This is a genomic window from Actinopolymorpha sp. B9G3 (assembly GCF_040120725.1).
Classification (GTDB): Bacteria; Actinomycetota; Actinomycetes; order Propionibacteriales; family Actinopolymorphaceae; genus Thermasporomyces.
Window position 1 is genome coordinate 42,728 of sequence record NZ_JBEEAB010000001.1, and the last position, 14,443, is coordinate 57,170.

At 68.1% G+C, this 14,443-nt stretch carries 10 protein-coding genes; 5 read left to right on the forward strand and 5 right to left on the reverse strand.

The window, feature by feature from the left end:
- Window positions 1-33 precede the first annotated feature (33 nt).
- On the forward strand, window positions 34-489 hold the full coding sequence (locus ABNF93_RS00200; protein WP_349325399.1) for a hypothetical protein: 456 nt from the start codon (window positions 34-36) through the stop codon (window positions 487-489).
- Window positions 490-534: 45 nt separating this feature from the next.
- On the opposite strand, the gene ABNF93_RS00205 is transcribed toward ABNF93_RS00200, so the two are convergent.
- Both ABNF93_RS00205 and ABNF93_RS00210 read right to left on the reverse strand, forming a co-directional pair.
- Window positions 535-2,553 (reverse strand): GTP-binding protein, encoded by a 2,019-nt coding sequence (locus ABNF93_RS00205; RefSeq protein ID WP_349325400.1) that lies wholly within the window; start codon window positions 2,551-2,553, stop codon window positions 535-537.
- A gap of 218 nt (window positions 2,554-2,771) precedes the next feature.
- Window positions 2,772-3,767: a sigma-70 family RNA polymerase sigma factor gene (locus ABNF93_RS00210; RefSeq protein ID WP_349325401.1), complete on the reverse strand. Its 996-nt coding sequence runs from the start codon at window positions 3,765-3,767 to the stop codon at window positions 2,772-2,774.
- A gap of 128 nt (window positions 3,768-3,895) precedes the next feature.
- On the opposite strand from ABNF93_RS00210, the gene ABNF93_RS00215 reads away from it, so the two are divergent.
- The 4 genes from ABNF93_RS00215 to ABNF93_RS00230 all read left to right on the forward strand — a co-directional run bounded on the left by ABNF93_RS00215 (window position 3,896) and on the right by ABNF93_RS00230 (window position 8,918).
- Window positions 3,896-4,405 carry an ArsR/SmtB family transcription factor gene (locus ABNF93_RS00215; RefSeq protein ID WP_349325402.1) on the forward strand — a complete coding sequence of 170 codons (510 nt, stop codon included), beginning with the start codon at window positions 3,896-3,898 and terminating at the stop codon, window positions 4,403-4,405.
- Complete coding sequence (locus tag ABNF93_RS00220) at window positions 4,402-5,985, forward strand: cation diffusion facilitator family transporter (RefSeq protein ID WP_349325403.1); 1,584 nt, start codon at window positions 4,402-4,404, stop codon at window positions 5,983-5,985. The genes ABNF93_RS00215 and ABNF93_RS00220 overlap by 4 nt, the downstream gene beginning before the upstream one ends.
- 243 nt (window positions 5,986-6,228) lie before the next feature.
- The gene (locus tag ABNF93_RS00225) at window positions 6,229-7,287 is read left to right on the forward strand and encodes a glycoside hydrolase family 26 protein (RefSeq protein WP_349325404.1); all 1,059 of its coding nucleotides are present in this window, start codon (window positions 6,229-6,231) and stop codon (window positions 7,285-7,287) included.
- A 269-nt stretch (window positions 7,288-7,556) separates the two neighbouring features.
- Complete coding sequence (locus ABNF93_RS00230) at window positions 7,557-8,918, forward strand: LCP family protein (protein WP_349325405.1); 1,362 nt, start codon at window positions 7,557-7,559, stop codon at window positions 8,916-8,918.
- Here the strand turns inward: ABNF93_RS00230 and ABNF93_RS00235 are convergent.
- The 3 genes from ABNF93_RS00235 to ABNF93_RS00245 all read right to left on the reverse strand — a co-directional run bounded on the left by ABNF93_RS00235 (window position 8,888) and on the right by ABNF93_RS00245 (window position 14,313).
- Window positions 8,888-9,904 carry an MASE1 domain-containing protein gene (locus tag ABNF93_RS00235; protein ID WP_349325406.1) on the reverse strand — a complete coding sequence of 339 codons (1,017 nt, stop codon included), beginning with the start codon at window positions 9,902-9,904 and terminating at the stop codon, window positions 8,888-8,890. The genes ABNF93_RS00230 and ABNF93_RS00235 overlap by 31 nt on opposite strands.
- Window positions 9,905-9,970: 66 nt before the next feature.
- On the reverse strand, window positions 9,971-13,828 hold the full coding sequence (locus tag ABNF93_RS00240; RefSeq protein ID WP_349325407.1) for an ABC transporter ATP-binding protein: 3,858 nt from the start codon (window positions 13,826-13,828) through the stop codon (window positions 9,971-9,973).
- Window positions 13,825-14,313 (reverse strand): MarR family winged helix-turn-helix transcriptional regulator, encoded by a 489-nt coding sequence (locus ABNF93_RS00245; protein ID WP_349325408.1) that lies wholly within the window; start codon window positions 14,311-14,313, stop codon window positions 13,825-13,827. The genes ABNF93_RS00240 and ABNF93_RS00245 overlap by 4 nt, the downstream gene beginning before the upstream one ends.
- Window positions 14,314-14,443 lie beyond the last annotated feature (130 nt).

Sequence of the window (14,443 nt, forward strand, 5' to 3'; positions counted from 1 at the left end):
CCATCGGCGCACAAGGAACTCCAGGGAGTGTCGTTGACCGTGTGGGTAAGCCGAGTACTGCTGGGGATCTGCGCGGCGACTGCTGTCGTCGGCGGCGCCGCCCTTGTCGTCATGGTGATCGTGTACTTCGCCGCCAACACCTACGTGCCCGAACTCCAGGAGGGCGGATACGGCATCCTCGCGGGAATCCTCGGCTTCGGGATCTACGTCGGTGGGGCGTTCCGCGGGCACATCGTCGCACGAATCGCCGCCGGCATCGGGCTCGCGCTTGCCAGCTCACTCCTCACCGTCATCGTCGCCTACCTCATCTCGTTGACGGTCGACCCAGGTGGCGAGCGCGGCAATCTGGAAGAGGGCACCGCGGGTGCGATCTGGTTGCTGATGGGTGCGTACTTCGCATGGCGGGTGTCCACCTGCCGGTGGCCGGTGAGGCAGAAGCGCGTGGCCGCGCCCTCCGGTGAGGACGAAGGCGAGTGCAGCGCTGCGTAGAATCCCGCGGAAGGTCGCTTGTACTACAGCCGTGCGGCTGTAGTACTAGACCCCACGCAGGACGTGGAGGAGATACTCCTTGCGGTTCAAGGGGTTGTTGTCCGTCCGTGGCCGGGTCGGAGGCGCACCGCTGACCGGCCGGTGGTGGTCGAAGAAGGACTCGAGTACGCCTTCGCCGCGGGTCAGTCCCGGCACCTGCTGCTGGAACTCATGCACCTGCGCCGCCGGGATCTCACCCTCCAACGTGCCCGACACCCCGTGAATGGTCGGTGTGTCCGGCACGGCACGCAGCCGGGCGAGGACCGGCAGGATCGCACCGAGCGTGTCCGCGGGCATGTCGAGGTGGAAGCGGTGCACCGGCTCGCACACCACGGTTCCGGCCTGTTGGAGTGCGCTCATCAGCACCAGTGGCATCAGCTTGCGGAAGTCTCCCGACGTACTTCCCGGTGAGTTGTAACCGGAACTCGTCAACGTGATCGTGCAGTCCCTGACCTCCCACCCGTAAATGCCCTCGCGCAGCGTTTCCCGCACGGTCTTGTCGAGCGCCTTCCGGAATTCCTCGACCGTCTTGTAGACATAGAGGGGAATCGACTCCAGCTTGACGTCCAGCCGGAAGTCCACGCCGGCGCCGATCGGCGCCGGCTCGATCCGCAGCCCGACCGTTGCCAGGAACGGGTTGCCCTCCTTGCCCAGCAGCTCGACGGCCGTGCCGGCGCCCACCGGCCGTTCGATGTAGATCATCGTGGTCTCGCGGAACGTGACGTCGATGCCGTAGTCGCGTTCCAGCGTTGCCTGGATGACCTCCTTCTGCACCTCGCCGTAGAGCGAGACGTACATTTCCTGCCGCACGTCGTCCTGGCGCAGATTGATCAGCGGGTCCTGTTCTGCGAGCTGAGCGAGTGCGACATGCAAGGCGCCCTTGTCACCGGGGCTGCGGGACACGACGACCGTTTCCAGCGTGGGTGGGGCGAAGTACGCATTGCCGCCGGACTCCGAAAACCCTCCGAACTCGCCTACTTGGTCGCCGACCTCGACATCTGCGAGCCCCCAGAGCTTTCCGATCCGGCCGGCCGTCACCGACGCCCGCTGGACGGCGGACCCGCGGTCGAACACCCGGATCGCGGTGACCTTTCCTTCCTTGTCCCGGCCGAACCGCAGCCGGTCTCGGGTGCGTACCGTCCCGGTGGACATGCGTACGAAGGCGATCTTCTCCCCGGCTGTCCCGCGTTCGACCTTGAAGACGGTGCCCGAAACGGGTCCGTCATCCTCTGCCTCTGCGTCGGCATGGTCGGTTCGGCCATCACTGTCACCGCCGACCGCGGGCAGGAACTCGGTGATGCCGGCGATCAGCGCCTCCGTGCCCGCGCCGATGATCGCCGAGCCGAAGTACACCGGATGCACCTGCGCCCGTCCGGTCTGGGTGGCGAGCGTGGCGCTCAGTTGGGCGTACGACACCGCATCTTCGTCGTCGACGTACGCGGCCAGCAGGGCCTCGTCGTGTTCGGCGAGCAGTTCGGCAAGCCTGCCCGTGAACTCCGCGTCGGACGGGGCGAAGCGCAGGAAACCGGCGCGACGGGTGCCCAGGTCGTCGACGGTCCCCATCGGGATGATCGCCGGGGTCAGCTTCTCGGCGATGGACTTCAGGATCCGGTCGTAGCCCGCTCCCCCGCGGTCGATCTTGTTGACGAAGATGAGGGTCGGGATCCGCAGCCGCTGAAGAGTCCGCATCAATACGCGGGTCTGCGCCTGCACCCCCTCGACGGCAGAGATCACCAGCACGGCGCCGTCGAGCACGCTCAGCACCCGTTCCACCTCGGCGATGAAGTCCGGGTGTCCTGGCGTGTCGATCAGGTTGACCGTGACATCGTCGAGAACGAACGACACCACCGCGGACTTGATGGTGATGCCGCGCTGCCGCTCCAGCGCCAACGTGTCGGTCTGGGTACTGCCGTCGTCGACACTGCCGATCTTGTCGATGACGCCGGCGGCGAAGAGCAGCCGCTCGGTCAGGGTGGTCTTACCGGCGTCTACATGCGCCAGGATCCCCAGGTTCAACGTGCTCACGAAGCGTCATGTCCTCTGGATAGACAACAAATCCATTCGGGGTGGACATGAACGCCTGCCGCATCTTCGTTCTCCCTGGTCGACCAACTCTCCCGGCGAGAGAAGCAGACGATCGCCACGACGGCAACCGATTTTCGGGGCGCCCCCGGCGCGGACGGACCGATCAGCCTCAGCCAGCCAGCTCAGTCAGCCCGCTCAGCCAGCCTCAGTCAGCCAGCTCAGTCAGCCAGCTCGGCCGGGAGACCGAACGCCGGAAAGTCGGCGTCGAGGAACGACACCACCTCGGCGACCCTGGTTCCGCGCAGGGCGAGCAGGTCCAGGCCACCGGGGACGAAGACAGCCCTCGCCTCGTCCCACATGTAAGTACCGAAGGCCAGTTGACCGTTCGCCTCGGCCGGTAGGAAGCGCCAGCGGTCGCGGAGCGGCCCCTCGACCAGGAAGGCGCGGATGCCGTCGTGGCCTTCGTACCACGTGGGCAGCGGCGGCATCGAGTACCTCGCGTCGTCGGTCAGCATCGCCACGATGGCATCGACGTCTCCGGCCTCCCACGCGGCCATGTACCGGCGTACGACGTCGCGACGCGTCGCGTCGTCCATCGCGTCCAGCGTCGCCTGCTGGGTGGCATCCGGAAGGAGCACCTCGAGGACTTTCCGGGACCGCTGCAAGGCGCTGTTGACAGCGGCGACGGAGGTGTCCAGCAGATCGGCCGCCTCCCGCGCCGCGAACCCCAGGACGTCGCGCAGCAGCAGCACGGCTCGCTGCAACGCGGACAGGTGTTGGAGCGCGGCGACGAACGCGAGCTCCACGCTCTCCCGCGCGACGGCGCGCGCCTCCGGGCTCAGCTCAGCGCTCCAGCGGAGCCACTGGTCGGGATACGGCTCCACCCATGCCGTCTCGGCCAGCGGTGCGGCCTGCGGGCTCAGATCGGTCGGGAGCTCGCGGCGACCTCGACGCTCGATGAGGGTCAGCGACCGGTTGGTCGCGATCTTGTACAACCACGACCGGACCGAGCCACGGTCCTCGAATCGCTCCAGATGGCGCCACGCACGCAGCAGCGTCTCCTGTACGGCGTCGTCGGCGTCGTGGACGGAGCCCAACATCCGGTAGCAGTGCGCGTGCAACTCGCCTCGCAGCGGTCCGACCAGGCGGTCGAAGGCATCGTCGTCACCAGCCCTGGCCGCGACCAGGAGCTCCGCCGCGGTGGAATCGTCCATCCCGCCCCTCGCCCGGCCGCGCCACGCCGCCCTCATCCGGGCACCGACCTCAAGGTTACGGAGGAGAGCGGGCGCTTGACACGACTGTCGTCAGGTGGGCTAGCCTCAACGTATGAACAGCTATTCAGATGATCAGGCTCGACCGTGAGGTCGACCCGGAGGGCTTGGCCGTGACGCCGACACCGCAGGTCGAGGCGAACGACAGCTGCACCTCTCGCGTCGTCGACGCCCCCAGGGTCGCGGCGGTCGTGGAACGGATGCCGGCTGAGACCGCGCTCGTCGACACCGCCGACGTGTTCGGACTGCTCTCCGACCCGGGCCGGCTGGGGCTGCTCCTCGCCCTGCTGGACGGCGAACTGTGCGTCTGCGACCTGGCCGCCGTGACCGGACTGAGCGAGTCGGCAACGTCCCATGCGCTGCGCCTGCTGCGCGCCCACCGGGTCGTCACGGCCCGCAGGGACGGTCGGATGGCGTACTACCGGCTGGCCGACGCGCATGTACGCATGCTCCTCGACCTCGCGGTCGCCCATACCGAACACACCGACGCCCTCCACCCCGAACGTACGGATAGCGCCGCCGGAGGTGTTCGAGTCGGGCGGCCACGCCGACCCGGACGCCGACGCCGGGAGAAGCCATGAGGTTCAGCGTCCTCGCCTTGTCCGGCTACGCCCTGGCCGCTGTCCTCGTCGTCGGCGTCCGCGGGCTGATCCAGCTGCTGCGTACCGGCGACACAGGCGTACGACCTCCCAGGCGTTCCGGATCGGTGGGTGGTCGCGTGCGGTGGTGGGTCAGCCTGCGCACCCTTGCCCCACTGCTGGTTTTGGCGGCCGCACCGGTCGCCGAGCTGGCGGGCCTTCCTGCACTGCCCATTCTGGACACGCCGGCGGTACGCCTCACCGGCCTGGCCCTCGCGGGCGTCGGCATCGCCGCGGTCTTCACCGCCCAGTTGGCAATGGGCCGGTCTTGGCGCATCGGCGTCGCCGAGACCGAACGCACCGACCTGGTGACGACGGGACCGTTCCGGCTCGTACGCAACCCGATCTTCACCGCCGGACTCGTCGCCACGGCCGGGCTGGTTCTCGCGGTGCCCAACGTGCTCGCCGTCGCCGGCTGGGCATGGTTGCTGATCACCGTCCAGCGGCAGGTGCGCGGCAGCGAGGAGCCGTACCTGCGTGGCGTCCACGGCGCCGACTACGACGCCTACGCGGCGCGGGTCGGGCGGTTCGTTCCCGGGGTCGGCCGGTTCCGAGCACCCGTCCACGACGGCAAGGCTCCACGCGCGCCGGCAACGGATCGCGGCCACGACCACAGCCATGGGGTTCATGGCGTGACGGCGACTGGGCGCCATCGGAGGTTACTGGCAGCGACACTCGCGATCTCCCTGGCGATCTTCGCGATTCAGGTCACCGGCGCGTTCCTCACTGGGAGCCTCGCGTTGCTCGGCGACGCCGGTCACGTCCTCGGTGACGCCGGCGGCGTGGCGCTGGCGCTTGGTGCGACGCTCCTCGCCAGCCGTCCCGCGGCCGGTCACCACACGTTCGGCTGGGCACGTGCGGAGATCCTCGCGGCCGCCGCCAACGGTCTGATGCTGACCCTCATTGGTGGCTACGTCCTCCTCGAGAGCGTACGAAGACTCCTCGAGCCGACCGCCGTCGAACCGGGCGGGATGGCCGTGTTCGGAGCGATCGGACTCGCCGGCAACCTGGTGGGCGTGGCGCTGCTCTACCGGGCGCGCGCCGCGAGCCTCAACCTGCGCGGAGCGTTCCTCGAGGTGGCCACCGACAGCGCGACATCGGTAGGTGTGCTCGTGGCGGCCGGGGTGATCGCCGTCACCGGCTTCACCCGTGCCGACGCGCTGGTCTCGATGGCGATCGGGTTCGTCATCGTCCCTCGGGCGCTGCGCCTGCTCCGCGAGGCGGTCGACGTCCTCCTCGAGGCGGCGCCGGCAGAGCTCGACCTCGATCACATTCGTACGCACATCTGTCGGGTCGACCACGTGCGAGACGTCCACGATCTGCACGTCCACACCGTCACGTCCGGCCTGCCGGTGCTGTCGGCGCATGTCGTCGTCGAGGCCGGATGTTTCCACGACGGGCACGCTCCCCAGCTGCTGGACGCCCTGCAGGCATGTCTTGCGGGACACTTCGATGTCGAGCACTCCACCTTCCAACTCGAGCCCGTCGGGCATGCCGATCATGAGCATGACACCCATGCCTGACGCCCTGGGGGCCAACCTGGCCTGAGGCCGGCGACTTCCGGGTTGTCCGGATCTTCTTGATCGTCTGGCCTTCCTCTGCCGCTGCTCGGACGCTATGTTCTCCGTCCATACGCGACGAACCGCCCCCGATCCGCCGCTGCGGGTTGGGGGCGCTTCGCGCCCAGGCCCGTCCGACCATGCCCGTCCGACCATGCCCGCCGGCGATGTGCTCGACCTGCTCGAAGGAGCTGACCTCCCCCGAAGATGGCCGACGTACGCGGAAAGGTCACGACCGCGGTGGTCGTCGCCGGCGTGCTCGCCGCGTCGATGGCGTGCCAGCCGGCACCGACGAAGCCTGCCCGACCGCCTGCGACCGCCACCGTGTCGGTCAACAGTTCATGCGGCATCGAAGAGAAGCTCGTACCAACCTGCGGCGCCTGGTGGGGAGTCGCCGCCAATCCCGTCGCCGGCGAAACCTGGCCGGAGGCTCTGGTCGACTACGAAAGGCAGATCGACCGGACCGTCAACATCGCGCATTTCTACCACCGGGCGGGCCAGCTTTTTCCGACGAGTCAGGAAATCGCCCTGGCTGACGAGCCCGGAAAGGAACGCCTGCTCCTCATCAATTACAAACCCGAGGCGGGACGCAGCTGGTACGACGTTTCCAGAGGGGCGACGAACGTCGAACTCGACCGGCTCGCGGCGCATATCAAGAGGAACTACGACCGGCCGTTCTTCTTCGCCGTTCACCATGAGCCGGAAAACGAAGTCGACCCGACCGAGGGGTCCGGTTACACGGCAGCGGACTACCGTGCGATGTACCGCCACGTCGTCACCCGACTGGAGCGACGCGGGGTGTCCCACCTCGTCCGGGTGATGAACTACATCGGACTCCCACAATGGGGAGTCCAGCCCTGGTATCGAGACCTGTATCCCGGCGATGACGTCGTCGACTGGATTGCGTACGACCCTTATGCCTTCGGCACCGGACAGTACTGGGGTGGTGTTTCGGACCTGATGGACCGGCGCTTCGCCACCCATCCGGAGTGGCCTGGCTTCTACACCTGGGCCACCCAGTTCGCACCGGACAAGCCGCTCATGCTCGCCGAATGGGGAGTCGCGGAGAAGCCAGGTAGTCCACAGGCGAAAGCAGAGCTCCTCCGCCAGCTCGGAATGCGGGCCGCGGACTGGCCGCGGGTAAAAGCGTTCGTCTATTGGAATTCCGGATCAGATCGGACTGTCGGCGCAACTCGCATAGACTCCTCTGCGGCGGCGCTGGCGGCTTATCGTGCCGCCGGACTGCGCGCCTATTTCAATCCTTGATGCCCAACTTTGACCCTGTTACAAGCACCGACACTATTCCCTACCAGCCGCCGAATTACTGCTCAATTCTCAGAAATCCCTGAGTCGAATTCGCGCCACTGTGACGATGAAGTATGCGCGAACCAGTACCGAACAACAGTGGAACTTCGTCGCACAATTCCAACCGGGATCGGTCTCGAAACGCGCCCAAGTCCATCGCCCCGACAATGCGTCAGCTCCTTGTCGGCGCGATCCTTCCAGGTAGTGGCTTGTGGGCGGCAGGACGGCGCGTGACCGGCGCATCGATTCTCCTCGTCTTCGTTTCACTCTGCGCCGTCGTCGGCTACTTCGCACTGACCCAGCCGCGGGCGATCGTCCACCTGGCCCTCCGGCCAGACACCCTGCTGCTGCTGGCCATCGTGCTCCCGCTCATCGGGCTCGCGTGGGCGGCGACCGTCGTGGCCACCTATCTCGTCCTGCGACCGTCGGGGATGAGTGTCATGCACCGCATCGCGGCCATCGGCGTGGTCACGGTCCTGGTCGCCATGATCGCGGTTCCGTTCGCCGTCGGTGGACGGTACGCGTGGGTGCAGAAGGACCTCGTCGAGCACGTCTTCGCCGGCTCGACGAGTAAGAGCGCCACCCGGCCGACGACCGCGCCGCGCGCCGTGGGCAACCCATGGAAGGACCAGGGCCGGGTCAACGTCCTCCTGCTCGGCAGCGACGCGGGGCCGGACCGGTCCGGCGTACGACCGGACACCATCATCCTCGCCAGCATCGACACCAGGACCGGCGCCACCGTGATGTTCAGCGTCCCGCGCAACCTGCAGAAGATCCCGTTCCCCGCTGGATCGGCACCCGCCCAGGTCTACCCCAACGGCACGTACGCCGGCCCGGGCAACGAGTTGGAGTGGCTGATCAACTCGGTCTACCGGAACGTCCCCGCGCAGCACCCTGATCTCCTCGACAGCGACAATCCCGGGGCGGACGCGACGAAGTTGGCCGTCAGCGGCGCACTCGGAGTTCCCGTCGACTACTACGCGATGGTCAACCTCGAGGGCTTCAAGGAACTCATCGACGCTCTCGGCGGGATCACCGTCAACGTCAACCATCGGGTGGCCATGGGCGGCGAGGCCGACGCGGGCCTGGTTCCCGGCGGCTGGATCGAGCAGGGGCCGAACCAACACCTGGACGGGTTCGACGCACTGTGGTTCGCGCGTGGGCGCTATGGCGCCGACGACTACCAGCGGATGGGCCGCCAGCGGTGCGTGATCAAGGCGATCATCGACCAGGCGGATCCGCTCAGGGTCCTCACCCGGTACGAGGCACTCGCCGCCTCGTCACGAGACCTCTTCTCCACCGACATTCCGCACGACCTGTTGCCGGCGTTCGCCGATCTGGCCTGGAAGGTGAAAGGCGCGGACGTGACGAGTATCGCCTTCACCAACGAGGTGATCCGCCCCTCGAACCCGGACTACCAGCAGATCCATGAGCTGGTCCAGAACGCCATCAAGGAGAGCACGACGAAGAAGTCGAAGTCGTCGATCACGGACTCTCTCGACAACGCCTGTGCCTACCACCCGGACAAGGGTGGACCATCGACGCCGCGACCCCGGCCCGGCTACTCGTCCGCTCCTGAGGACGGTTCATAGGTGGGCGAACTGACCGGCGGGATCAGCGCTGTCACCAACCGGCCCCGGTCGAGCTGGCTGACGACCTCGGCAAGTCGCACGCACGCCAGCTCCACCTGGGCGTACGCCTGATTCCGTTCGGCGATGATCGTGGCGAGGATCAGCGCGGTCAACGCCGCCGATGCGTTGAACGCCTGCAGGATGACCATGCTGGTGAGCAGGTCGGTGTCGGCGAACGGCACCGACCCACTGGCGACCGCCTGGATGGTGACGACGGACACGACAAGCGCACACGGCGCGGCGCCGGCAAGTTGGAACCGCAACGCCGCCCAGATCAGGAACGGTGAGACCAGGAACACCACGTTCGGCGTGGTACGGGTGGCGACCGCGGTCACGACGAAGGTGCCGGCCAGCAGTGCCAGGAACTCGATCCAACGCCACAACCGGATCTCTCTCAGGGCCCGCACGGTCCGCACGGCCCGCAGCGCCAGCAGGAAAGGCGCCACGACCAACACACCCATCGCGTCGCCGGTCCACCACACCGACCACGTGGCCGCGAAGTCGGCCGGGGAAACCACGCCGGTCAGCACCAGTGCGCCGGCACCGATGGTGGCACTGACCGCCATCCCCACCATCGCGGCCAGGAAGATCAGGGCGAGTGCATCGCGTCGTCGGTCGAGCTCGACCCGGAACCCGACCCTGCGCAACAGGAAGTAGGCACACACCGGTGCGAAGGTGTTGCCGACCGAAATCGCAACGGCGGCAGCAATCGGACCGACCGACATATTGACGACAAGGGCGGCAACGGCGATGCCGGGCCAGGTGCGCAGGCCGAAGAGCAGCAGACCCACGAGAGCGATCCCTGTAGGCGGCCACAGAGGCGTGACCTGTCCGTTGACAAGCTCCTGGAGAAGGCCGATTCTCGCGGCGGCATAATAGGCGACACCCACGACAAATGCGGGCGCGAACGTGGTGACATAACGCTTTAGCACTGACCCGTCTGTCACACCGGCGATACTACGCGGCTGCAGTTTCCTTGTCGTGGGAGACAATTGCCGCCAAAGGCCGCGCGGTTAGGCGACGATCTGTTCACCCCGGACATACGCCGCCCAGAGTCCGGCATATCGACCGCGCGCCGCCAACAGGTCGGCATGCGTACCGTCCTCGACGACTCGTCCGTGGTCGAGGACGACGATCCGGTCAGCGCGTTCGGCTGTAGTCAACCGGTGTGCGATGAGCAGCGTGGTGCGGGACCGGGTGAGCGTCTCGGTCGCCCGGATCACCAGCGCCTCGGTCGCCGGATCGAGCGCGGCGGTCGCTTCGTCGAGCAGCAGGATGTCGGGATCGACCAGATAGGCCCGGGCCAGGGCGATGAGCTGGCGTTGCCCGGCCGACAGGTTGCGGCCGCGTTCGCCCACGGTGTGGTAGTAGCCGTCGCGCATCCTGGCGATCACGCCGTGCGCGCCGACGGCGCGGGCCGCCGCCTCGATCTCGGCGTCGGTGGCGTCCGGACGTCCGTAGGCGATCGCGTCGCGAACGGTGCCAGGGAAGAGGAACGGCTCCTGCGGGACGTAGCCCAGCCGGTGCCGGTACGACGCGAGGTCGAGGTCGCGCAGGTCGTGCCCGCCGACGCGGACGACGCCGCCGGTCGGGTCGTAGAACCTCGCCACCAGCTTGACGAGCGTCGTCTTCCCGGCACCCGTCTCCCCCACCAGCGCGACCGTCTCGCCTGCCCGCACCGTCAGGTTGATGCCGTTCAGGGCGTTGCCGGTCGCGTTGTCGTAGTGGAACTGGACGTTGTCGAGGACGACCTCACCGGAGAGTGCCTCGATCTTCGTCGCACCGGGGGCTTCCGGCGTCGAGGTCGGCGTACGCAGCAACTCCCCGATCCGCCGCAGGCCCACCCGCGCCTGCTGGTAGCCGTCGAAGACCTGCGACAGCTGCTGCACCGGCGAGAAGAACAGGTCGAGGTAGAGCAGGTACGCGATGAGCGCACCGGCCGTCAAGGCGCCATTGCGCACCAACCCGGCACCGACGCCGAGAACGACCGCCGCCGCAGCCAGGTTGAGGAACTGGACGAACGGGAAGTACGTACCGATGTAGCGCTGCGCCCGGAGCCGGCTGACCCGGTACGCCTCGCTCTTGGCATCGAACCGGTTTGCGTTGTGGTCCTCTCGTCCGTACGCCTGCGAGACCCGCATGCCGGCGACGTTCTCCTGCAGGTCCGCGTTGACGACGCTGATCCGCTCGCGGGCCTCCTGGTAGGCGACCGACGACTTCGCGCGGAAGATCAGCGTCGCGACGACGAGGATCGGCATCAGCGCCAGGACCGCCAGCGCCAACTCGGCGTTGATCCACACCAGCGCGACGAGGACGCCGACGAACTGCAGGATCGCCACCACGGCCGTGAGCAACGACGTCTGCAGGAACGACGACAACGCGTCGATGTCGGTCGTCATGCGGGTCATGATCCGGCCGCCCATCTCGCGTTCGTAGTAGTCGAGACCGAGCCGCTGCAGATGGGAGAAGAGCTTGACCCGCAGGGAGTAGAGAACCCGTTCACCCGTCCGGCCGGCGACGCGGGTCTGCGCCATCATGATGGACCAGTCGGCGATCACGACGCCAAGAGCCACCGCCGCCGCGATGAGCACCACCGAGAAGGCATCCCGCGTCACGCCCGCGTCGACGCCGTGCCGGATCAGCAGCGGCAGGCACAACGTCGCCACCGCGTCGAGCGCCACGAAGAGCAGCGCGAGCAGCAACGGGGTCCGGAACGGCCGAAGTGTACGCAGCAACGAGAAGCCCGGGTCCGGCTGCGCGGCGTCGGCCACGCTCACCTTCGGCACATCGGTGGCCGGCTTGAGCTTCGCCACCTTCTCCAGCAGTGCCGGTGTGGGCGGCATGCTCGCCAGCCAGCCGCCGCCTCCGCCGCCACCTCCACGGCCGCCTCCGCCACCGAAGCCACCGCCGAGTCCGGTCGGCGTCTGGACGCGGGTGAGATGGCTCGGCTCCTCCGGTGTCGTGCGTATCCACGGCGAACGGATCCCGTCGGCGGACGTCTCCGAGGCGAGGAACGCCTCCAGCTCACCGGCGTCGACGCCCTCCGCGTCGTCGCCCGGACCAGACAGGAGCAACCGGTACAACGCGCAGCGCTCGGTGAGCTCCTCGTGCGTACCGACGTCGCGGAGCCGCCCGGCGTCGAGCACGGCGATGCGGTCCGCGAGCTGCAGCGTCGACTGGCGGTGGGCGATGATGATCGTGGTACGCCCGGCCATGACATGGCGCAACGTGGTGTGGATCTCGGCCTCGGTCTCGGGGTCGACCGCGGACGTCGCGTCGTCGAGCACGAGCAGCGTCGGGTCGCTCAACAACGCCCGCGCCAGGGCCACCCGCTGCCGCTGGCCGCCGGACAGCGTGAGGCCGCGCTCGCCCACGACCGTGTCGATCCCGTCGGGCAACTCGTCGATGAACTCCGTCGCCTCGGCTGCGGCGGCCGCGGCCCGGATCTGCTCGTCGGTGGCGTCCGGCCGGCCGTAGGCGATGTTGGCGCGCACGCTGTCGGAGAAGAGGAAGCTGTCCTCGAAGACCAGGCCGATCCGCGACCGCAGCGAGGCGAACGTCACGTCGCGTACGTCGTAGCCGTCGACCCGCACGCTGCCCCGCTGCACGTCGTAGAACCGCGGCAGCAGGTGGGAGATGGTCGACTTGCCCGAACCCGCTGTGCCCACCAGTGCGAGGGTCTCCCCCGGCGCCACCTCGAGCGAGAGGTCGCGCAGCACCGGGTCGGACTCGAGATAGCCGAACGTCACGTCGCGCAGCTCCACCGCTCCCGAACCCTGCGGAAGGTCGATCGCGTCGGGCTTCTCGAGCACGAGCGGTTCAGAGTCGATGACCTCGAACACCCGGATCACGCTCGCCCTGGCCTGCTGGCCCATGACGAGGAAGTTCGACAGCATCCGGACCGGCGCGATCAGCTGACCGAGGTAGGCCGAGAACGCCAGGAACGTGCCCAGCGTGATCTGGCCCTGGATCGCGAGCCACCCGCCCAGGGCGAGGATGCCGACCTGGCCGAGCAGCGGGACCGCCTGCAGCGTCGGGCCGTACCTGCTGTTCAGCCGGACCGACCGCAGCTTCGACGCGAAGAGCCGCCGGGCCTGCTGCTCGAGCCGGGACAGCTCGCGGCGTTCCTGGCCGAATCCCTTGACGACGCGTACGCCGGAGACGGCGGAGTCGACGATGCCGGCGACCTCGGCTGCCTGTTGCTGCGCCTCCCACGTGGCGGGGAAGAGGCGGCTACGGCTGTGGTAGCCGATCAGGAGCAGCGCGGGTGCGACGGCGAGGGCGACCAGGGTGAGCAATGGCGACAGCCATGCCATGACGACCAACGAGATGACGAAGAGCAGGATGTTGCCGGTCAGCATCGGCAGCATCTGCAGCAGACCCTGCACCAGCATGATGTCGCTGATCGACCGGCTGACCACCTGGCCGGTGTGGAGCTCGTCCTGCCGCGCTCCGTCGAGCCGCAGCAACGCCTTGAACAGGTCGCCGCGGATCGCGTGCTGCACGTCGAGCGCAAGCCGTCCACCCAGATACCGGCGGACGAACCCCGCTCCGAAGGTCACCAGGCCCAGGCCGAGCAGCGCGCCGACCCAGGGCAGCATCGGTGACCGGTCGGTGAGGATGACGTCGTCGACGATGTGCCGCTGGACGAGCGGAACGAACGCCTGGGCCGCCATCGCGACGATCGCGCCGCCGAAGGCTACGAAGACCAGCCACTTCGACCTCAGGCAGTAGGCCGCGAGCCGGCGGATCCATCGGTCGGAGTCGGTACGCCCGGATCCGGCGGCCGACGTGCCGCCGGGGCCAGATGCTGACTGGGATGAACTGGTGGTCGTGGCCGTACTGGCTTCGGTCGCGGTGGCTGATGTCATCTGGTGTGCGATACCTCCGGGGTGGTCGGTGCGGGGCTGCGGCGGGTGGCCCAACGCGCGTCCATCACGTCATCGAGTTCGGCGAGGAGCGCCAGCAGGCGGTCGCGGTCGGACACCTCGTCGAGGAGCGGCTCGAGCCGTTCGCAGTAGGCGCGTTCGGCGCGGGCGAGAGCGGCACGGCCCTCGTCGGTGAGGGCGAGCCGGATCACCCGCCGATCACCGGCCAGGCTGCTGCGGGTGAGGAGCCCGGCCGCGACCAGCCCGTCGACGACGACCGTCACCGCGGGTTTGCTGGTGGCGAGTCGGCTCGCGATCTGGGTCGACCGCTCGGTGCCGCGTGAGACGAGTTCGAGGGTGCGGAACTGCGCGAGGCTGAGGCCCGCGTCGGCGCGTTTGAAGAGGCGGGCCACCCGGACGAGGGTGCGGACGGCCCGCTCGACCGACGGCTCCGCGTCGACCGCTCCCGATGGTTCTTCCTCAGACACAGTTCCATAGCTTAACCATCTTGTCGCCAACCCGGCGAACACTCCCCCGGTGATCATGAACGTTTTGTGGCGCTATGGCCGCGTGTGCCGGCTGTTGGCAGGAGCTGGCCACCCGACGGACGAAGGGCGA